The organism is Gordonia sp. NPDC003424, from assembly GCF_053588655.1.
Window position 1 is genome coordinate 1 of record NZ_JBSFQJ010000028.1, and the last position, 21,677, is coordinate 21,677.

Sequence of the window (21,677 nt, forward strand, 5' to 3'; positions counted from 1 at the left end):
GCAAACCACTTCACCGCCAACGCCCGCATCCGTTCCCGATCCGCCACCGCAACCTCCACAGGTCAGGGTGTTGCGTCGATCCCTTGAGTCCGGGCCGTCCGGGTGATCTCGATGCGGCGCCTCGCTGCGCTCGGAGCCTTACTCGATCAGCGGTGGGGGCGCCTCGCTGCGCTCGGAGCCTTACTCGATCAGCGGTGGGGGCGCCTCGCTGCGCTCGGCGGATGGATTTGTCTCAGCCGCGCGCGTACCACGCCGCGGCGACGAGTGCCGGCTGGCCGAACAGGCGGATGATTCGCTTCCGGTCGGTGTCGAGCCCGAACGCGTCGATCTTGTTGCGGTACTGGTGGATATTGCCGGGGAACACCGCGACGAAGAACGCCGCGGCCGCCGTGCCCAGTGTGCGCCGGTGCCGTGGCAGGGCTATCAACCCGAGGCCCAGGCCGATCTCCGCGACACCGGAGGCCAGCACGGTGGCGTCCGGGTCGAGTGGTACCCAGTCCGGTACCTGTGCTTGAAACTCCCTGCGCTGGAAGGTCATATGGCCGATACCAGCGGTGGTCAGGATGCTCCCGAGCGTGAGCCGGGTGATCCGTCGTGACCGCGATTCGGTGGCAGACGTAGACATCGCGGGCTCCTCCCTCCAGAGGTGATCAGTCGTCGGTCAGGGTGAGCGCGACGTCGATGTTGCCGCGGGTCGCGTTCGAGTACGGGCACACCTCGTGCGCCTTCTCGATGAGCGACTGCGCCGTCGTGGCGTCGACGGAGGGCAGGGTGATCTCGAGTTCGACGGCGAGCCCGAATCCGCCGGTGGCGGTGGTACCCAACGAAACACGTGCTCCGACAGCGGAATCGGTGACGTCAGCTCCGGCCTGGCCTGCGACGAGCCGCAGCGCGCTGTGGAAGCAGGCCGCGTAACCCGCCGCGAACAGCTGTTCCGGATTGGTGCCGACGCCGGAGCCGCCGAGCTCCTTGGGCATGTCGAGATCGAGGTTCAGCTTGCCGTCGGAGGTGCGGGCGTGTCCGTTGCGTCCGTCTCCGGTCGCCAGGGCCTCGGCAGTGTAGAGAGCCTTCATCGTGTATGTCCTTTCGTGGGTTGGGTCGCGTCGAGATGACGACGCAGTTCATCGGTGAGGTTGTGCAGGGTGGTGCGCAACGCGGTCAGTGCCTCGACGTCGACCGGAGTATCCCGGTCGGAATCCTCGGCGGCCGCGTCGGCGATGGCCGCGGTGAGCGACTCGTACACGCAGTCGGCGCGCCCGCCGAGGGCGATCCCGTCCGGCGTGAGGCTCACCGTGACGGAACGCTCGTCCTCGGTCGAGCGTCGACGGACGACGTAGCCGAGCCCCTCCAGGCGGCGGATCAGGGGCGACACGGTGCCCGAGTCGAGGTGGAGGCGCCGGCACAGCTCGCCGATCGTGAGGTCGTCGGACTCCCACAACGCCAGCATGGCCAGGTATTGGGGATAGGTGAGTCCGAGCTCCGCCAGCCCCGGTCGTTGTGCGGCGATCACCGCCCGCGATGCCGTGTACAGCGCGAAGCAGAGTTGTTGATCGAGTGGGGCGACGCTCACGATGGATAGCGTAGCGCAATTAGGTTGTGCACAACATTATTGTGAGGCACATATCACACCGGACGTGTGCTCATGACGTGAGGTGCGCAGGCGCGGTGGGCGCACAACCTGATTCGTGCCGCCGGGTGGCCGGCAGCGCCTCGACATCGCCGTGCGCGGGTGGCGCGCGGCGATGTCGAGGCCCGACCGTCAGGTGTACAGGTCGGCGATCGCTTCCTTCTGCGCGTCATGGATCACGTTGCGCTTCAGCTTCAGCGTCGGGGTCAGCTCGCCGGACTCGACGGTGAAGTCGATGTCGAGCACGGCGAACTTCTTGATCGCCTCGGCCTTGGACACCTTGGCGTTCGCTTCCTTGACGGCACCGTCGAGCTCGGCCAGCAAGTCGGTGTTGTCGGTCAACGCCGACAGCGAGGTATCGGCCGGAAGGTCGTGTCGGGCAAGCCATCCCGGCACGGACTCGGTGTCCAGCGTGATCAGTGCCGCGATGAACGGCTTCTTGTCGCCGACCACCAGGCACTGGCTGACCATCGGGTGCGCCCGGACGGAGTCCTCGAGCTGTGCGGGCGAGACGTTCTTCCCGGCCGCGGTGACGATCAGTTCCTTCTTGCGCCCGGTGATGAAGAGGAACCCGTCCTCGAGCTTGCCGACGTCACCGGTGTGGAACCAGCCGTCGACGATCGACTCGTCGGTCGCTTTCTGGTTGTGCCAGTACCCGTCGAAGACGACCGGTCCCTTGGCCAACACCTCGCCGTCGTCGGCGATCCCGATGGTCACGCCGGGAAGCGGCCGACCCACCGAGCCGACTCGCTGGTGCTCGATGGTGTTCACGGTCACCGCGGCGGTGGTCTCGGTCAGGCCGTATCCCTCGTACACCGGGACGCCGACTCCGCGGAAGAAGTGTCCGAGACGGGCCCCCAGCGGTGCGCCGCCGGAGATCGCGGCCTCACACTGTCCGCCGAGCGCAGCGCGGAGCTTGGTGTAGACGAGGCGGTCGAACACCGCGTGCTTGAGCTTGAGGATGAGGCCGGGCCCGCCCGTGTCCAGAGCCTTGCTGTAGTCGATGGCGGTGTTGGCGGCGATATCGAAGATCCTGCCCTTGCCGTCGTCGTAGGCCTTCTGTTTGGCCGAGTTGTAGACCTTCTCGAACACACGCGGCACCGACAGCACGTAGTCGGGCTTGAAGACGGCGAGGTCGTTCACGAGGTTCGGGATGTCGTTGGTGTGGCCCATCGTCACCCGCGCCTCGACGCAGCCGACCGCGACCGCCCGGGCGAACACGTGTGCCAACGGCAAGAAGAGCAGCGTCGACTTACCCTCCACGAAGAGCGACTGCAGGATGGCGACGACCGTCTGACACTCGGCGAGCAGGTTCGCGTGGGTGAGCGAGACGCCCTTGGGGCGACCGGTGGTACCGGACGTGTAGATGAGGGTCGCCGGATCCGACGCCATCGCGTTCGCGTGACGTGCCTCGAGTTCGTCGTCGCCGATCGCTTCGCCGCGTTTGGTGAGGGTCGCGATGGCGTCCGAATCGATGACGAGGGTCTCGCGCAGATCCGGTGCCGCGTCGATCACCGCGGCATGACGGGTCTTGTAATCCTCCGACTCGACGAAGAGCACCGACGTCCCCGAGTCGGTGAGGATCCAGTCGACCTGATCGGAGGCGGAGGTCTCGTAGATGGCCACCGTGGTGGCGCCGGCGCGCCAGATGGCGTAGTCGATCAGGGTCCACTCGTACCGCGTCGACGAGAGGATGGCCACCCGGTCGCCGGGCTGGACCCCGGACGCGATGAGTCCCTTGGCGATGGCATCGACATCGTCGGCGAACTGCTTGGCGCTGACGTTGACCCAGGTGCCCGACTGGCGCCGCCGAAACAGCGGCATGGTCGGACGCTCGGACCGATAACGGAGGATGCTGTCGACGGTCGTCGCCTTGTCCTCGATCGAGAACTCTGACGGTGTTGTGTACTGCTCCATGACGCCTTCCCGAGAGACCCTGTGAACATTTTGCTGCAAACGGACATACCAGACACTTTGCCGATGTCGTGGGTACGACATCGGGCCGATGAGTGGCCCCGAGCGTACCAGCGTCGATGTGGTCGATCTCACAGATTGAGTGCAACTCGCAACTCGCCGGGTGTACCCGTCCGGCCACGGCATGGCGAGAGATTCCTCGCGGATCCCCTCGGCCGATTACAGTTGTCGTGTGACTGAGACGGATCGAGCATGAGCGCACCGGGAGACGAGCGGGACGACTCCGCCGAGGACTCCGTCGGCACCTTCGATGACCTCGGTCTCGATGATCGTGTCCGACAGGCCATCGCCGACATCGGTTACGAATCGCCGTCCCCGATCCAGGCGGCCACCATCCCGCCGCTGATGGCCGGGCGCGACGTCGTCGGTCTCGCCCAGACGGGCACCGGTAAGACCGCGGCATTCGCCCTCCCGATCCTGTCCCGCCTCAATCCCTCCGACCGTCGCCCGCAGGCGCTGGTCCTGGCCCCGACCCGCGAACTCGCGATCCAGGTGGCCGAGGCGTTCGGCAGCTACAGCTCGCATCTGCCCGAGGTCCGCGTCCTCCCGATCTACGGCGGCCAGAGCTACGGTGTGCAGCTCGCCGGGCTCAAGCGCGGTGCCCAGGTGATCGTCGGCACGCCGGGCCGGGTCATCGACCATCTCGACAAGGGCACCCTCGACATCTCCGATCTCGACTACCTCGTCCTCGACGAGGCCGACGAGATGCTGACGATGGGCTTCGCCGAAGACGTCGAGCGCATCCTGGCCGAGACGCCGGACTCCAAGCAGGTCGCCCTGTTCTCGGCGACGATGCCCAGCGCGATCCGCCGTCTCGCGCAGAAGTATCTGACCGATCCGCAGGAGATCACGGTCAAGGCGAAGACCGCGACCGCACAGAACATCAGCCAGCGCTACCTGCAGGTGTCCCATCAGCGCAAACTCGACGCGCTGACCCGGTTCCTCGAGGTCGAGACCTTCGACGCGATGATCGTGTTCGTTCGGACCAAGTCGGGCACCGAGGAGTTGGCCGAGAAACTGCGGGCCCGTGGCTTCTCGGCGGTCGCGATCAACGGCGACATGGTCCAGGCGCAGCGTGAGCGCACCATCAATCAGCTCAAGAACGGGCAGATCGACATCCTGGTGGCCACCGACGTCGCCGCTCGAGGTCTCGACGTCGACCGCATCTCGCATGTCGTCAACTACGACATCCCGCACGACACCGAGTCGTACGTGCATCGCATCGGCCGCACCGGTCGTGCCGGCCGGTCGGGCAACGCCCTGTTGTTCGTGTCGCCGCGCGAGCGCCATCTGCTGCGGTCCATCGAGCGGGCGACCCGCTCGACGCTGACCGAGATCGGTCTGCCCAGCGTCGAGGACGTCAACGCGCAGCGTGTCGCCAAGTTCGCCGACTCCATCACCGAGAACCTCGGCTCGGACAACCTCGACATGTTCCGCAAACTCATCGAGGATTACGCGCGCGACAGCGACGTCGCGATGGCCGACATCGCGGCGGCGCTGGCGCTCGAAACCCGCGACGGCGGTTTCCTCATGGCGCCCGACCCGCCGGAGGGCGAGCGTCCCGAGCGTCGGGAACGCGCACCCCGCCGGCCCGGCGGCCAGTTCGCCACCTATCGGATCGCGGTGGGCCGCAAGCACAAGGTGTCTCCGGGCGCCATCGTGGGGGCGATCGCCAACGAGGGCGGCCTGACGCGCGGCGATTTCGGCAACATCAGCATCCGCGACGACTTCTCGCTCGTCGAACTGCCCGACAATCTCGACAACGAGACGCTGTCGGCGCTGCGCAACACGCGGATCGGCAAGAACCCGATCGACATCCGACGCGATCAGGGGCCACCGCGGCAACGCGGCGGGTCCAAGCGCGGGGGCCCCGGCCAGCGCGGCGGCGGACATGGCCGCGACGGCTACCAGAAGCGTTCGGACAGTTGGGGCAAGCGAGGCACACCGCGGGTCGCGGGACGCGGGCGCGGCTGAGGCACGGCTGAATCGGGACTGAGAAGACCGAGCGGAGGCTGTGGTCTTTCTGTGTCTTCGGCGCATCGCAGGTCGGCAAGTTGGTCCCACTGATGTCGATCCGTAACATGGATCGTCGGGTGTCCGACAGACACCATGGGACCGCGTCCGGCACGCGATCCTCGCGGCTTGTCCGATCGCGCGGAATCCCGTGCGGCGCAAGCCCCGAACACAACCGAGCTACAGGGAACAGGTGAGTCACCAGTGTCAGTGGTGCATTCGATAACAGCGGCCGATGCGGTGGATCACCGCGCACACGATCACGCGGTGATCGTCGACGCACGTCCGCAGGTCATGCGACATCAGGGCAGCGTGCCCGGCGTCGCCGTCGTCGTGGATCCGATCGACGTGCCTGCGCGCTTCACGCCGACCCCGTCGGGAACCTTCCCCGTGGTGCGAGACCCGGACACCGAGATCGCCGTGGTGTCCGTTCGATCGCAGGCCCCGGTGATCGCCGAGCAGATCGCCGACCTCGGTTACACCAACGTCCACTACGTCGACGGCGGATATTCCGCACTTCGCACCGCGACGCAACAGTAAAGGTACCCGCCGGCGCGGTCCGGGGTTGGTAGCGTTGCGACGCATGGCCGACGAGATCGCGACACCGGGCGACGACCGCGTCCTTCGACTCCTGGGGTATCTCCGTGAGATCGTGCGGTCCCGCTCGGAAGTGGTCACCGACGTCGACGCGCATCCCGCCGTCGTCTGGGTCGGCAAGTCGACACAGCTGCCGGTCAAGGCGGGGGTGACGCCCGGCCAAATCCTCCTCGAAGTTCACCCGGACCACGACAAGTACCCGATACTCGCCCAGGTCGTCGACGACCTGGGCGACAGCCCGGAGAACCTCGAGTTCGTCCTGGCCAACGCGCTCGTCACCGTCACCGGCGTCGATTCCGACGCCCCGATCGCCCGCGATCATCTGGTGACGCAGCACGTGGTCGCCGAACGTGACGCCGACACCGGTGTGCTTCGCGTGACGCTCGGCACCGGTGCGACGCCGTTGGTGCACGACACCTACCTACTGGCGCCGATCGCCGGGATCGACCTCGCCGGGGCGGTGAAGACGCGCGGCCGACTGGCCGAGTTGCCCAGCCCCCTCGGCTCGCCGTTCACCGACCTGATGGACACCTGGCGCAAACAGATCGTCGTCGACGACGACGCGGTGACGCTGTCGGTGGATATGCGCCCGGCCCTGGTGCTGCGGCATCGTGGCGTCACCGCGGCCCTCGGGTTCTACGACGCCATCATCGCCGACCTGCGGACGTGCGACGCCGAACCGCCCGTCGGGCTCGCTCAGCTGGTCGAACCCATCGAGGCGCCCGAACGCCTGGCCGCGCTGACCCGATCGGGTGCGCTGCCCGCGGCTGATCTGGTGCGTAACGTCCTCTATCCGCTGCCGTCGAATGTCGAACAGCGAGACGTGTTGGCACAGCTCGGCGTCGACAGTGGGGTGGTGGTCGAGGGCCCGCCCGGAACCGGGAAGACCCACACGATCGCGAATCTCGCGGCGGCGCTGCTCGCCAAGGGCCAACGCGTGCTCGTGACCAGCGAGAAGGCGCAGGCGCTGCGCGTGTTGCGCGACATGCTGCCGGCCGAACTCCAGGATCTGACCATTTCGATCGCCGACGTCGGCCGCGACGACTTCGATGTGACCGCTGCCGGGGTCGAGGCCATCGCGCAACGCAAGGCCAGCTATCAGCCGCGTGTGGTGGCCGCCGAGATCGCGGACCTCGCCGCGAAACGCGAGCAGTCCATCACGAAGCGTGAGCGGGTGCTGCGGGACCTCTGGACGGCCAGGGAATCCGAGACCGAGGTCCATGAGTACGTGGCCGGCGACTACCACGGCACCGCCGCTCAAGTGGTACGGCAGTGCAACAATGATGCGGCCCGCCACGGCTGGCTGCCCGGCCCGCTGGAGGGCATCGCCCCGCCACTGGACCTCGCCGAACTGGAACGACTCACCGACCTCATCCAGACCGCCGACGACTCCGCGAGCCGAATGGGGCAACGACTGCCCGACCTCGGCGGGCTTCTGCCGGAGCCCACCGACCTCGACCGCATCTGCGAGCGCATCGCCGCGCGACCCCACGAACCGATGGTCGGCAGCGGTTCGCTGCTGTCGATTCTCGACGATGTCGAGAGCCCCCGATTGGTCCGGGTCCGGGAGATCTGCGAGCACCTCGGGATCGCGTCCGCGACCGTTGCGGACTTCCCGCCGACCATGGTGGACATGGCCGATCGCCTCCTCGGCGGTCAGTCGGGTCATCTGTGGTCGCGCGTCACGGGACTCTCGTCGATCATCGGCGAGGCCGCCGACCGTGATCGCGCACTCGGGGCGCACCTGGTGATCGTCGACGGCGCACGACCGGGCGACGAGGCCGTGTTCCGGGCGGCCGCAGACCAGCTGGCCGCCGGGGGCAGATGGCGTGGGCGCCTGCGGCGGTCGGCCGAGCAGCGGGCCGTCGAGGAGAGTGGGGTCGCCGCGACGGTCGACGGGCGCCCACCGACCGACGAAGCCTCCCTGCGCATGGTCGCCGATCACCTCGCCGTCCTCGATGCGGTCTCGCAGGTGCAGCGGGTCCTCGCGGATCTGCATGTGCCGGTGGATAATTCAGGTTCGCGGTCGGCTCAGCTGAGTCGGCTGGTGGAACTCGACGCACAGCTCGCGTGGATCTCGGACCTGATGCACGGTCGCGATCGCCTCGTCCACGAACTCGAGGCGATCAGCCCCGGCGGTCCGCGGCCACGCAGCGTCGCGGAACTGACCGAGGTCGCCCACGAGGCGGGGGCGATCGCCGCCGCCAACGATGCGGTCATCGCCGAACACGAACTCGCCAAGTGGGCCTACCGGATCTCGGCAGAGGTCGAACACGGTCCGTCCCCGGAAGGTGACGCGTTGGTCGCGGCGCTGGCGACCGCCGACGCGGCGTCGATCAAGGCGGCGCGCCGGGCGTGGAACACCGCACGCGCCGAGCTGGAGGCGCAGACCTCGCTCGACCTGCTGACGCTCCGGCTACGCAGCAAGGCGCCCGAGTTCTACACCCTGCTGCACGGCACCCCCGAGGACCCGGCATGGCCGGCCCGGTTCCGCGACGTGACCGCTGCCTGGGCCTGGCGTCGCGCACACACCTGGGCCGTCGAACGCTCCGATCCCGATCTGGAGATGCGCCTGCAGGGCGAACTCGACACCCATGAGGCCGACATCTCGGCATTCACCACCCGGCTGTGCGCGCTGAACGCATGGCGGGCCTGTCTGGAGCGGATGACGGTCGCCGAAGTGCAGGCGTTGCAGTCCTACCGCGACCACATGATCAACCTGGGTAAGGGATCCGGCAAGTACGCCAATCGTTTTCGGTCCGCGGCGCGCGCGGCGATGCAGGAGGCGCAGGCTGCAGTGCCGGCGTGGATCATGTCGATCAGTCAGGTCGCCGAGACCGTCGCGCCGGTCCGGCATTCCTTCGACGTGGTGATCGTCGACGAGGCGAGCCAGGCCGACATCACCAGTTCCTTCCTGCTGTGGCTCGCACCGCGGGTCATCGTCGTCGGCGACGATCGGCAATGTGCACCCAACGGACTGACCGGCACCACGCTCGACGACGCGTTCGCCAAGATCGACTCCCACCTGCCGGATCTGCCACCGTATCTGCGCGACGGGTTGACCCCGCGCTCGAGTCTGTTCTCGTTGCTGCGCAGCCGATTCGGACACCTGATCCGGTTGCGGGAACAGTTCCGGTCGATGCCGGAGATCATCGAGTTCTCCTCGCGGCAGTTCTATGCCGGCGCACCGCTCATCCCGGTCCGGCAGTTCGGTGCCGATCGGCTTCCACCGCTGCGGTCGGTCGCGGTGGACGGTACGGCCACCGGGCAGGGTGCGTCGCTGATCAACGTCGGCGAGGCGGACGCGATCGTGGACACCATCACATCGTGTCTCGACGATTCCGCCTACGACGGATTGGATTTCGGGGTCATCGCGCTACAGGGCAGCAAGCAGGTGGACGAGATCACCCACCGCCTGCGTGCGGCGATCTCCGACGACGACTGGCGGGCCCGGCGGTTGCGGGTGGGCACGCCACCGGACTTCCAGGGCGACGAACGCCACGTGATCCTGCTGTCGATGGTCGTGTCGGATGCCGCCTCGATCGCGCCGCTGACCCGGGCCGAGTCGCAACGGCGCATCAACGTCGCCACCTCCCGCGCCATGGACCAGATGTGGCTGTTCCATTCCGTCGCGCAGTCCGACCTGCGCGAGCGCGACCTGCGCTGGTCCCTGCTGGGCTTCGTCACCGCCAATCAGGGGGCGTCGCTGGCGCCGATGCCCGTCGATGTGTCGAACAGCGAACGGCAGCAACCATTCTCGAGCCTGTTCGAACAACGGGTGTTCAACCGACTGGCCGAGCGCGGGTACTACGTGGTGCCCTCGGTGACGGTGAACAATCGGGTGATCGATCTGGTGGTGACCGGATCGGATGCCCGGATGGCCGTCGAGTGCGACGGGGATGCGTTCCGGACGACCGGGGAGCAGGCCCGCTCGGACATGGAACGTGAACGGGAACTGCGGCGCTGCGGGTGGCAGTTCTGGCGGGTGCGTGAATCGGAGTTCGAGCTCGACCCGGACCGGGCGCTCGACGGTCTGTGGGCCGCCCTCGATCGGCGCGGCGTCAAGCCGGGATCGGTCGCGACTCCGGAGGCGACGGCGGTCGCGGGGTCGGGTGCCCATTGGGAGCCGATCGACCTCGGGGCGGGGGAGTAGCACCTCGTCGACGCGGGAGGGCGCCCAGTCGACGCGCGAGGGCGCCCAGTGGACGCGCGAGGGCACCCAGTCGACATGCGAGGGCGCCCAGTGGACGCGGGAGGGCGCCCAGTGGACGGGGTCAGGCTTCGCGCACGGCATCCAGCAACGCCGGGAGTCCGACGGCCGCGCCTGCCTCGATGCGGCAGGTGGCGATCTCGCTGAGCGCCGACGGGTCGGGATTGACCTCGATGACCGGGATGCCACGCCGCGCGGCGCGCTCGGGAAGCGCCGCGGCCGGATACACGATGCCGCTGGTGCCGACCACGATCAGGACATCGCTGCCGGCGACGGCGCTCTCCGCCCGCTCCCAGGCATCGGTGGGAAGTGCCTCGCCGAACCACACCACTCCGGGCCGGACCGCCGAGAGGCAGACCGGACACGCGGGCGGGTCCACCCGAAGCTCCTCGACCGCGCGCTCCGGTTCGGCGTCGACGCCGTGATATCGCACCCCACAGTGGCTGCAGCGGGGTGCGAACAGGCTCCCGTGGAGGTGACTGATCACGTTGCTGCCGGCGCGTTCGTGCAGGTCGTCGACGTTCTGCGTCACGACCATGACCGTGCGGTCGGCAGCGAGGTCGGCGAGCGCGCGATGGCCGGCGTTGGGCTGGGCCTCGGCGACCAGCCGGGCCCGCCACTGATACCAGCCCCACACCAGGGCCGGATCGCGCGCCCATGCCTCGGGTGAGGCGAGTTCCCCCGGGCTGAATCGCTCCCAGAGGCCGGTCTCGCTGTCACGGAAGGTCGCGATCCCGCTCTCGGCCGACATGCCCGCGCCGGTGAAGACGGTCACCCAGGCGGCGCGTTGGAGCGCCTCCACCGCGGCGGCCGGGATCATCGCTCCCACATTTCCATCGCCGCGCGCAGGATGTCGGCGGTTTCGTCGGGATTGGCGTCACGCCGCACGACGAGCCCTTTGGCGAAGCTCAGCTTGTCGCCGTCGTGGCGCGGCACGACGTGGAGGTGCGTGTGGAACACCGTCTGGAAGGCGGCGCGGCCGTCATTGACCACCAGATTCACGCCGTCGGCGGCCAGTGTGCTGCGCTTCATGGCCGCGGCGAGTCGCTGACCGGCCGCGAACAGCGCACCGCCGACAGCCGGATCGAGGTCGGCCAGGCCGGCGGAGTGCGAGCGCGGCACGATCAGGGTGTGTCCGCGGGTGACCGGGCGGATGTCGAGGAACGCGACGACGTCGTCGTCGCTGAATACCGTTCGCGACGGCGCGGTGCCCGCCACGATGTCACAGAAGATGCACGTCGCCATTGCCCTCAGCGCTCCCTCGCCGCGACGCGACCCGATAGCCGGCCCTCGACGGCGACATCGTGCGAAACGACTGTTCTCTCGGCGATTCTGCAGGTCTCCACGGTGCCCAAGGCTAGTTGACGCAGGTGTCGGGACCGCACGGTCGTCGGTGCGTGTCGGCGCCGTCGTAAGAGGTCGGAACGAGGTCGCTGGGGACGCCGTTTCGACGACGCGACCACGGCCGAGATCGCACTTCCGAGCCGAGTTCGCGTGCTACCTCGTCTCAGCCAAACCCGGTGGTCGCGGGGTGTGTGGCATGCCGGACAACACCACTGTGCAGCACATCACATAACAATTTTATAACAGTTTTCCCGAGCGCTCGTTCGGCGGAATTCGGGCCGGGAAAACCGGTCCCCAACAGGTGGTTTAAAAGCCCTTTACCGGGGTGGTTCGGTGAACACTTGTACTACTTCCAAGGTTACCGACGGGTATACCCACCGGTCAGTTCAAAACATGAGGAAAGCCTCATTTTCCTGTGTCATCATAGGTGCACGTTCACGCCGAACCCCCGGACCCGCAGATGAGTCCAGACGCCGTCAAAAGTCTTGTGCGGCAGGTGTGTTCGTCCAGTGTGCCACCCGGACGTCACGCTGGCGACCCCCGAACGCCGACCCCCGTACGAGAGACCTCCAACGGGCGCTTCTTGGCGCCTGTGACCCCGCCCCACAACCCCGACGGGCCATTCCCCCCAGGACCCGTCGAGATCAGAGGAGAACCCGTGACCGTCGACCAATTCCGATCCGGAGGACAGGGCGCCGCACAGTCAGGCCGCCCCAGCCCCACCCTGATCGATCGTCTCGCTGCCGGCGAGCCCTATGCCATCAGCTTCGGCGGTCAGGGCGCGGCGTGGCTGCCGACGCTTGCCGAGCTGGTCGTCGACGCCGATCTCGAGCATCGGATCGCGGACGTCGTCGCCGCTGCCGAGCAGATGATCGAGCCGGTTGCCGATCGACTCACCGTCGCCGGCGGTGACGGATTCCACCCGTTGAGCTGGGTTCGCGCGCTCGACGCCGGTGAACCCGTCCCGTCCGAGGTCGACCTCGCCGACTTCACGCTGTCCGGCCCGGGTGTGCTGCTGACCCAGCTGGCCGCGATCGAGGCGCTCAAGAAGCAGGGTCTCGACACCACCGAGATCGCCCCGACGGCCGTCATCGGTCACTCGCAGGGGTCGCTCGCCACCCACGCCATCGGCATCGAGGGGAACGTCGCCGAATCGGGGCAGGGTCTGTTGCTCGCCATCGCGCAGCTGATCGGTGCCGCAGGCACCTTGATCGCGCGCCGCCGGGGACTGGCGACCACCACCGAGGGCACCCCGATGCTCGCCATCACCGCCGACCCGGCCCGGATCGAGGAGATCCTGGCCGAGTATCGCGCGGGCCTGAGCGAGGCCGAGCAGGTGACCGCGCCGGTGATCGCCATCCGCAACGGCCGCCGCTCGGTGGCACTGTCGGGCGCGCCCCGTCACCTCTCCGCGTTCACCGCGCTCTGCGAGCGGATCGCCGCCGACGAGGCCGATCAGCGCAAGCGGAAGCTCACCGGTGGTGCGCCGTTCGCGCCGAAGTTCGATCACCTCAACGTCAGCGCCGCCTTCCATCACCCGGGTATGGCCGAGGGCGTGGAGCTGGTGGGGCAGTGGGCCGCCGAAGCCGGCATCGACCGTGACGTCGCCGTCAAGCACGCGAAAGACATCCTCGTCGACCCCGTCGACTGGGTCGCCACCGTCGACGGAGTCGTCGCCGGCGGTGCGAAGTGGGTTCTGGACTTCGGTCCGGGCGATCTCGCCACCCGACTGACCTCGTCGCTGGTCCGCGGCCAGGGCGTCGGCCTCATCCCCGCCGCGGTGCGTGTCGGCCAGCGGAACCTGTTCAGCCCGGGCGGAGTGCCCGAGGTGGACCGCATGTGGTCCGAGTTCATGCCGCGCCTGGTGGAGCTGCCCGACGGCCGCACCGTCGTCGACACCCCGTTCACCCGTCTCACCGGCCGTTCGCCGATGCTGCTGGCCGGCATGACCCCGACCACCGTCGATCCGGCGATCGTCGCCGCGGCCGCCAACGCCGGCCACTGGGCCGAGCTCGCCGGCGGTGGCCAGGTCACCGAGCAGATCTTCGCCGACAACGTCGCCAAGCTCACCGACCTGCTCGACAACGGCCGTCAGGCCCAGTTCAACTCGTTGTTCCTCGACCCGTACCTGTGGAAGCTGCAGCTCGGCGGCAAGCGCCTCGTGCAGAAGGCCCGCGCGCAGGGCGCCCCGCTCGACGGCGTGGTGGTCTCGGCCGGCATCCCGGAGCTCGAGGACGCCGTCGCCCTCGTCGATGAGTTCGTCGACGCCGGGCTCCGCTACGTCGCCTTCAAGCCGGGCACCGTCGAGCAGATCCGCGCGGTGATCCGTATCGCCGCCGAGGTCCCGCATCATCCGGTCATCGTGCAGATCGAGGGTGGCCGCGCCGGTGGCCACCATTCGTGGGAGGACCTCGACGACCTGCTGCTGGCCACCTACGGTGAACTGCGGGCGCGCCCGAACGTGGTCATCGCCGTCGGCGGCGGCATCGGCACCCCCGAGCGTGCCAGCGAATACCTCACCGGCGCATGGTCGTCGGCGTACGGATACCCGTCGATGCCGCTGGACGGCATCCTGGTCGGCACCGCTGCCATGGCCACCAAGGAGGCGACCACCGCTCCCGAGGTCAAGCAGCTGCTGGTCGACACCGAAGGGTGCGACGAGTGGATCGGCGCCGGTCACGCCACCGCCGGCATGGCGTCGGGGCGCAGCCAGCTCGGCGCCGACATCCACGAGATCGACAACACCGCCTCGCGCTGCGGCCGCATCCTCGACGAGGTCGCCGGTGATGCCGACGCCGTCGCCGAGCGCCGCGACGAGATCATCGCCGCGATGGCCGCCACCGCCAAGCCGTACTTCGGTGACGTCGCCGAGATGACCTACCGGGAGTGGCTCGACCGTTACGCCACCCTCACCGTCGGCAGCGCCGACGGCGATCAGTACCCGTGGGCCGACATCACCTGGCAGCAGCGCTTCATCGACATGCTGCAGCGCACCGAGGCCCGCATGAGCCCGGTCGACTCGGGTCAGATCCCCACCATGTTCGGTTCGATCGCGAGCGCCGACGACCCGCATGCGGCGATCGACGCCCTCGGTTCGGTGTATCCCGAGATCGAGACCGATGTCCTGCATCCTGCCGACATCTCGTTCTTCCTCGAGCTGTGCCGCACCCCGGGCAAGCCGGTCAACTTCGTGCCGGTCGTCGACAAGGACGTGCGCCGCTGGTGGCGCAGTGACTCCCTCTGGCAGGCCCACGACGCCCGCTATCCCGCCGATGCCGTGTGCATCATCCCCGGCACCGTCGCCGTCGCCGGGATCACCCGCGTCGACGAGCCCGTCGGGGAACTGCTCGACCGGTTCGAGGCGCAGGTCGTCACCGATCTGGCGAGCGCCGGCACCGAAGCGGTCGCCGTCGAGACCCGCAAGCAGACCGATCTGGTCGGCTCCTCGGGCGAGCTGGTCTCCGTCATCGAGGCCGACGACGTCGAGTGGGTGGGCCGTATCGTCCGCAATCCCATTGTCCTGCTTGGTGATCGCGACAAGTGGCAGCTCGTCGACGCCGATCGCGCCGAGCACGAGCCCACCGGTTCGGTGCTGGAGAAGACCGGCGAGAACCGCTTCGATCTGGTGACCCCGATCTCCGGTGCCACCGTGCGCATCCCGCTGCACACCGATGCCACCCTGCGCGACGGCGGTGCCCCGCGCGTCGGCATCGACGAGGCCAGCCAGGCGATGCGCGAGATCCTCACCGTCGCCGCGGGCGGCAGCCTCGCCGAGGTCTCCGACGGCGTCTCGGTCACCACCGTCGCGTGGGACCCCGACAGTGTCGCCGACCATGCCGCGGTTACCGGTTACACCATGCCGTCGCATCTGCGTCCGACCACGCCGTCCGAGCCGTTCGGCTTCGCGGTGCCCGACACCCTCGTCGGCGCCTCCTGGCCGAGCGTCTTCAGCGTCATCGGTGCGGCCCGCACCGCTGACGGCCAGCCGGTCGTGGAAGGTCTGCTCGACCTCGTCCACCTCGACCACGTGATCAAGGTCGTCGGCGAGATCCCTGCTGTGGCAACCGAACTCACCGTGACCGCCAAGTGCGGCAACGTGTTTGACGCCGAGGTCGGCCGGGTTGTCGAGGTCAGCGTCGAGGTGGCCGGGCCGGACGGCCCGATCGCCACCCTCGACGAGCGCTTCGCCATCCGCGGACGCCTCGGCTCGGTGGAACTGGCCGACCCGGCGCGTGCCGGCGGGGCGGCCGACTCCGAGCAGTCGGCAACCCGCAAGCTGGTGCGGCAGGCCACCATCACCGCCCCGAGCCGGATGAACGGCTTCGCCGCGGTGTCCGGTGACCGCAACCCCATCCACGTCGACGCGAACGCCGCGAAGCTGGCCGGCCTGGGCGACCCGATCGTGCACGGCATGTGGCTCTCGGCCGCGGCCCAGCAGGTCGCCACCGCCACCGACAGCAAGCACCCGATCCCGTCGCCGCGCCCGCTGCTCGGCTGGACCGCCCGTTACCTCGGGATGGTGCGCACCGGCGATGCGATCACCGTCCGCGTCGACCGCGTCGGGCTCGACGCCGGCCGTGAGGTGCTCGAGGTGACCGCCAAGGTCGGCGACAATCTGGTGATGGCCGCGACCGGCCTGCTCGCCGCGCCGCGTACCGTCTACGCATTCCCGGGTCAGGGCATCCAAAGCAAGGGCATGGGGCTCGACGCCCGCTCGCGGTCGAAGGCCGCGCGCGAGATCTGGGACCGCGCCGACAAGCACACCCGCGCCGCGCTCGGCTTCTCGATCCTGGCGGTGGTTCGCGACAACCCGACCACCCTGGTCGCCAACGGCGAGACCTACCACCACCCGGACGGCGTGCTGTACCTGACGCAGTTCACCCAGGTCGCCATGGCGACGCTCGGTGTCGCGCAGATCGCCGAGCTCAAGGAGGCCGGTGGCTTCGTCGAGGGTGCGATCACCTGCGGTCACTCCGTCGGTGAGTACAACGCGCTCGCCGCGTGCGCCGGAGTGCTGCCGCTCGAGGCGGTGCTCGAGGTCGTGTTCCAGCGCGGATCGGCCATGCACCATCTCGTTCCGCGAGATGCCAAGGGCCGCAGCGACTATCGTATGGCCGCCATCCGCCCGAGCCAGTTCGGTCTGGCCGACGAGGACGTCACCGACTTCGTCAACTCGGTCGGCGAGGAGGCCGGCGAGTTCCTGGAGGTGGTCAACCTCAACCTCCTGGGCTCGCAGTACGCCATCGCCGGCACCGTCCGCGGTCTCGAACTTCTCGAGGACGAGATCGAGCGTCGCCGCCTGGAGTTCGGCGGAAAGCGGTCGTTCATCCTGGTGCCCGGCATCGACGTCCCGTTCCACTCCACCGTGCTGCGTGCCGGCGTTCCGGAGTTCCGCGCCAAGCTCGGCGAACTGCTGCCCGAGCAGATCGACCCGGAGATCCTCGTCGGTCGCTACATCCCGAACCTGGTGCCCCGTCTGTTCAACCTCGAGCGCCCGTTCGTCGAGGAGATCGCCGCCCTCGTCCCGTCGGATCCGCTGAATGAGGTTCTGGCCGACTGGGATTCGTGGGAGGCCAAGCCGAGCGACCTGCTTCGCGTGGTTCTCATCGAGCTGCTGGCCTGGCAGTTCGCCAGCCCGGTCCGGTGGATCGAGACCCAAGAGCTGCTGTTCGCCGGCACCGAGCGCGACGGCCTCGGCATCCAGCGATTCGTCGAGATCGGCCTGAAGGGCGCACCGACCCTCTCCGGCCTCGCGACCAACACCCTCAAGCTCGACGACTACGCATCGGCCACCACCGAGGTGGTCAACGTGGAGCGCGATACCGACGTCATCCTCGCCAAGGACTCCGGACCGGAGCCCGAGGACGAAGCCGACGAGTCCGCTGCGGCTCCCGCTGCCGAGGCAGCTGCGCCCGCCGCGGCCGCCGCGGCACCGGCCGCCGCACCGGCACCGGTTCCGGCGGCAGCCGCCGGACCGCGCCCGGACGACATCGCGTTCGGACCTGCCGATGCGGTCAAGTCGGTGATCGCGCTGTGGACCAAGATGCGGACCGACCAGATCGGTTCCGCCGACACGATCGAGGCGCTCTGCGACGGTGTGTCCTCACGCCGCAACCAGCTGCTCCTCGACATCGGCGGTGAGCTCGGCCTCGGCGCCATCGACGGTGCCGCCGAAGCCGACATGAACGCCCTGGCGTCGACCGTGTCGACCCTGGCGCGCGGCTACAAGCCGCTCGGCCCGGTGCTCACCGACGCCGTCGGCGATCAGGTCCGTAAGGTGCTCGGCCCGGTGGGCAAGCGCCAGTCCTACATCACCGATCGCGTCACCGGTGTGTGGCAGCTCGGCCCCGGCTGGGGTCTGCACACCGTCGTCGCCCTCGCGCTCGGCACCCGTGAAGGTGCCAGTGTCCGTGGTGAGGATCTCGGCAACCTGCTCGAGGGCCCGCTGGCCAACGCCGACGCGCTCGACGCCCTGATCGACCGTGCGGTGACCTCGGTCGGCGCCGGCCGCGGCATCTCGGTCGCCAAGCCCGCCGCCGACGGCGGAGCCGGCGGGACCGTGGACGCGGCCGCCCTGGGCGAGTTCACCGAGGCACTGACCGGTCGCTCCGGAGCGCTCGCCTCGGCCGCCTACACCGTGCTCGAGAAGCTCGGCCTGGCCGATGTGGCGCAGACCGCCGAGGTCGCCGAGGACCCGAACGCCGTTGTCGCCGAGCTGGTCAGCGCCGAACTCGGCTCCGACTGGGCACGGACCGTCGCCCCGGCCTTCGATCCCGCCAAGGTGGTTCTCGTCGACGACCGGTGGGCCACCTCCCGCGAGGACCTGGTCCGTATCTGGCTGACCGACGAGCAGGAACTCGACGTCGATTTCGAGGACGTCGTCTCCCGCTTCGAGGGTGCCGGACACACCGTCTCCCAGCACGCCACCTGGTGGCAGGGCAAGTCGCTGGCCTCCGGAAACGCCGTTCACGCACGCATCTTCGGGTCCATCGCGCAAGCGGCCGAGGAGCCCGGCGTCGGTGAGTGGTCCGATCAGATCGCCGTCGTCACCGGTGCCGGCAAGGGTTCGATCGCGGCCGGGGTCATCGGTGGCCTCCTCGCGGGCGGCGCGACGGTTGTCGCGACGACGTCGCGGCTGGATTCCGCCAAGCTGGCCCTGTACAAGAAGCTCTACCGCGAGAACGCCCGCCACGACGCGGCGTTGTGGGTGGCGCCGGCCAACATGGCGTCCTACACCGACGTCGACGACCTGGTCGAGTGGATCGGTGCCGAGCAGACCGAGAACCTGGGTGGCACCACGGCGGTGGTCAAGCCGGCGATGAAGCCGACCATGCTGTTCCCGTTCGCCGCCCCGCGGGTGGCCGGTGACCTCACCGACGCCGGCGGTCGCGCCGAACTGGAGATGAAGGTGCTGCTGTGGTCGGTGGAGCGGCTGATCGCCGGACTCGGCGATCTGCGCTCCGATCACGACATCGCGTCCCGCGTCCACGTCGTGCTGCCCGGTTCCCCGAACCGCGGCATGTTCGGCGGTGACGGTGCCTACGGCGAGTCCAAGGCCGCCCTCGACGCGCTCGTCACCCGCTGGGGTGCCGAGGACTCGTGGGGCAGCAAGACCACGCTGGCGCACGCCCTCATCGGCTGGGTCCGCGGCACCGGTCTGATGGGCCACAACGACGGGATGGTCACCGCCGTCGAGGCAGCGGGTGTGCGCACCTGGAGCACCGACGAGATGGCGGCCAACCTCCTGGGCCTGTGCGCCCCGGAGCAGCGCGAGGCGGCACGCACCAAGCCGGTCGTCGCCGACTTCACCGGCGGACTCGATCCGTCGATCGACCTCAAGGCACTCGGTGCCGCGGCCGCCGAGGCCGCCGCCGACGCCACCGACGAGGCCGAGGAAGCCGTCGAGACCGTCGCGGCACTGCCGCCGCCGGCGCGGGCACCGAAGTCCAACAACACCCCGGCCTGGCCGTCGATCGACGCCCGCCCGGAGGACCTGGTGGTCATCGTCGGTGCCGGTGAGCTCGGACCCTACGGTTCGTCGCGTACCCGCTTCGAGATGGAGGTCGACGAAAAGCTCTCGGCCGCAGGTGTTGTGGAGCTGGCGTGGAACACCGGCCTGATCCACTGGGACACCGCGCCCAAGGCCGGCTGGTATGACACCGAGAGCGGTGACCTGGTGCCGGAGAGCGAGATCGCCGAGCGCTACCACGACGAGGTCGTGTCCCGCTGCGGTATCCGCCGCTACGCGGACGAGGGTGCGATGGTGAACAACACCGCGCCACTGCTCACCTCCGTCTTCCTCGACGAGGACCTCACCTTCACCGTGAGCTCCGAGGCCGAGGCCCGGGCGTTCGCCGCGTCGAACCCGGAGAAGACCCGCGTGGTCGCGAACGAGGAGACCGGCGACTGGCAGGTCACGCGCCTGTCCGGCACGGAAATCCGGGTTCCCCGGCAGTTCTCGATGTCGCGCACTGTCGGCGGTCAGATCCCGACCGGCTTCGACCCGACCCGCTGGGGCGTGTCGCCCGACATGGCCGAGTCGATCGACCGGGTCGCCCTGTGGAACCTGGTCGCGACCGTCGACGCATTCCTCACCTCGGGCTTCACCCCGAGTGAACTGATGCGGTGGGTGCACCCCGGCCTGGTGGCCAACACCCAGGGCACCGGTATGGGCGGCATGACGTCGATGCGCGAGCTGTACATCAACACGCTGCTCGGCGAGTCCAAGGCCAACGACATCCTGCAGGAGGCGCTGCCCAACGTCGTTGCGGCACACGTCGTCCAGTCGTATGTCGGTAGCTACGGCGCGATGATCCACCCGGTGGCGGCCTGTGCCACGGCGGCGGTCTCGGTCGAGGAGGGCGTCGACAAGATCCGCCTCGGCAAGGCACTGTTCGCGGTGGCCGGCGGCTTCGACGACCTCGGCATCGAGGGCATCGTCGGATTCGGTGACATGTCCGCGACCGCCGAGTCGGCCAAGATGACCGCACGCGGCATCGACGAACGCCGCTTCTCGCGGGCCAACGACCGCCGTCGCGGTGGCTTCGTCGAATCGGCCGGTGGCGGAACCATTCTGCTCGCCCGCGGTGACGTGGCCGCACAGATGGGCCTGCCGGTCCTCGGCGTCGTCGCCTGGGCACAGAGCTTCGGCGACGGTGTGCACACCTCCATCCCGGCCCCCGGCCTGGGTGCGCTGGGTGCTGCCCGCGGTGCGCAGGACTCGCCGATGGCGCTCGCGCTCAACGCGCTCGGTGTCAGTGCCGACGACGTCGCGGTGATCTCCAAGCACGACACCTCCACCAAGGCCAACGATCCCAACGAGTCGGAGCTGCACGAGCGGCTCGCCTCGGCGATCGGCCGCGGTGACGGTGCCCCGCTGTTCGTGGTGTCGCAGAAGTCGCTCACCGGCCATGCCAAGGGCGGTGCGGCCGCCTTCCAGCTGATCGGTCTGTGCCAGGTGTTGCGCGACGGCGTCATCCCGCCGAACCGCAGCCTCGACTGCATCGACGAAAAGATGCGGGAGTACCCGCACCTGGTGTGGGCGCGCGAGACCCTGAATTTCGGCGAGCGCTTCCCGCTCAAGGCGGGTCTGCTGACCAGCCTCGGTTTCGGTCACGTGTCGGGTCTGATCGCCGTCGTCCATCCGGAGGCCTTCGTGGCAACCCTGGACGAGACAGAGGCGCAGGAGTACCGGCGCGTCTCGACGGAGCGGGCCCGCAAGGGCAGCCAGCGTCTGCTCGAGGCCATGTGCGGTGTGGAGGCAGCCTACAAGCGGCCGCCGAACCGTCGCTTCGATGCGTCGGTCGACGAGCACGACGCCGAGGCCAGCTTGCTGCTCAATCCGTCGGTGCGGCTTGCCGCGGACGGCAGCTACGGCCGGGCAGGTGTGGCAGAGTGACGCAGGGGACAGTG

Annotated in this window: 10 protein-coding genes; 4 read left to right on the plus strand and 6 right to left on the minus strand. The window is 68.9% G+C overall.

From position 1 onward, the window contains the following. Positions 1 to 232: 232 nt before the first annotated feature. From ACWDTI_RS25625 to ACWDTI_RS25640, 4 genes are all read right to left on the minus strand, one after another. Positions 233 to 625, minus strand: coding sequence for a DoxX family protein (locus tag ACWDTI_RS25625; protein ID WP_449740954.1), 393 nt, complete (start codon positions 623 to 625; stop codon positions 233 to 235). A gap of 25 nt (positions 626 to 650) precedes the next feature. Beyond that, positions 651 to 1,073, minus strand: a complete 423-nt coding sequence (locus tag ACWDTI_RS25630; protein ID WP_449740955.1) for an organic hydroperoxide resistance protein — start codon at positions 1,071 to 1,073, stop codon at positions 651 to 653. Continuing rightward, positions 1,070 to 1,570: a MarR family winged helix-turn-helix transcriptional regulator gene (locus ACWDTI_RS25635; protein ID WP_449740956.1), complete on the minus strand. Its 501-nt coding sequence runs from the start codon at positions 1,568 to 1,570 to the stop codon at positions 1,070 to 1,072. Before ACWDTI_RS25635 ends, ACWDTI_RS25630 begins: the two co-directional genes overlap by 4 nt. 189 nt (positions 1,571 to 1,759) lie before the next feature. Then, positions 1,760 to 3,544: an AMP-dependent synthetase/ligase gene (locus ACWDTI_RS25640; RefSeq protein WP_449740957.1), complete on the minus strand. Its 1,785-nt coding sequence runs from the start codon at positions 3,542 to 3,544 to the stop codon at positions 1,760 to 1,762. 249 nt (positions 3,545 to 3,793) lie between these two features. Between ACWDTI_RS25640 and ACWDTI_RS25645 the strand changes: the two genes are divergently transcribed. The 3 genes from ACWDTI_RS25645 to ACWDTI_RS25655 all read left to right on the plus strand — a co-directional run bounded on the left by ACWDTI_RS25645 (position 3,794) and on the right by ACWDTI_RS25655 (position 10,364). Continuing rightward, positions 3,794 to 5,575 (plus strand): DEAD/DEAH box helicase, encoded by a 1,782-nt coding sequence (locus tag ACWDTI_RS25645; protein ID WP_449740958.1) that lies wholly within the window; start codon positions 3,794 to 3,796, stop codon positions 5,573 to 5,575. 243 nt (positions 5,576 to 5,818) lie between these two features. Then, positions 5,819 to 6,154, plus strand: coding sequence for a rhodanese-like domain-containing protein (locus ACWDTI_RS25650; RefSeq protein WP_449740959.1), 336 nt, complete (start codon positions 5,819 to 5,821; stop codon positions 6,152 to 6,154). A gap of 43 nt (positions 6,155 to 6,197) precedes the next feature. Next, entirely contained in the window at positions 6,198 to 10,364 is a 4,167-nt protein-coding gene (locus tag ACWDTI_RS25655; protein WP_449740960.1) for an AAA domain-containing protein, read from the plus strand. A gap of 121 nt (positions 10,365 to 10,485) precedes the next feature. Here ACWDTI_RS25655 and ACWDTI_RS25660 read toward each other — a convergent pair whose 3' ends face one another. Continuing rightward, positions 10,486 to 11,241: an NAD-dependent deacylase gene (locus ACWDTI_RS25660; RefSeq protein WP_449740961.1), complete on the minus strand. Its 756-nt coding sequence runs from the start codon at positions 11,239 to 11,241 to the stop codon at positions 10,486 to 10,488. Further along, positions 11,238 to 11,666: an HIT family protein gene (locus ACWDTI_RS25665; protein ID WP_449740962.1), complete on the minus strand. Its 429-nt coding sequence runs from the start codon at positions 11,664 to 11,666 to the stop codon at positions 11,238 to 11,240. Before ACWDTI_RS25665 ends, ACWDTI_RS25660 begins: the two co-directional genes overlap by 4 nt. 757 nt (positions 11,667 to 12,423) lie before the next feature. On the opposite strand from ACWDTI_RS25665, the gene ACWDTI_RS25670 reads away from it, so the two are divergent. After that, entirely contained in the window at positions 12,424 to 21,663 is a 9,240-nt protein-coding gene (locus ACWDTI_RS25670) for a fatty acid synthase subunit beta domain-containing protein (RefSeq protein WP_449740963.1), read from the plus strand. The last annotated feature ends 14 nt before the right edge of the window (positions 21,664 to 21,677 follow it).

Bases quoted from the DNA above. Each gene is read 5' to 3' on its own strand.
- ACWDTI_RS25625 (WP_449740954.1), bottom strand. From the start codon at position 625: ATGTCTACGTCTGCCACCGAATCGCGGTCACGACGGATCACCCGGCTC.
- ACWDTI_RS25630 (WP_449740955.1), bottom strand. From the start codon at position 1,073: ATGAAGGCTCTCTACACTGCCGAGGCCCTGGCGACCGGAGACGGACGC.
- ACWDTI_RS25640 (WP_449740957.1), bottom strand. From the start codon at position 3,544: ATGGAGCAGTACACAACACCGTCAGAGTTCTCGATCGAGGACAAGGCG.
- ACWDTI_RS25645 (WP_449740958.1), top strand. From the start codon at position 3,794: ATGAGCGCACCGGGAGACGAGCGGGACGACTCCGCCGAGGACTCCGTC.
- ACWDTI_RS25655 (WP_449740960.1), top strand. From the start codon at position 6,198: ATGGCCGACGAGATCGCGACACCGGGCGACGACCGCGTCCTTCGACTC.
- ACWDTI_RS25660 (WP_449740961.1), bottom strand. From the start codon at position 11,241: ATGATCCCGGCCGCCGCGGTGGAGGCGCTCCAACGCGCCGCCTGGGTG.
- ACWDTI_RS25665 (WP_449740962.1), bottom strand. From the start codon at position 11,666: ATGGCGACGTGCATCTTCTGTGACATCGTGGCGGGCACCGCGCCGTCG.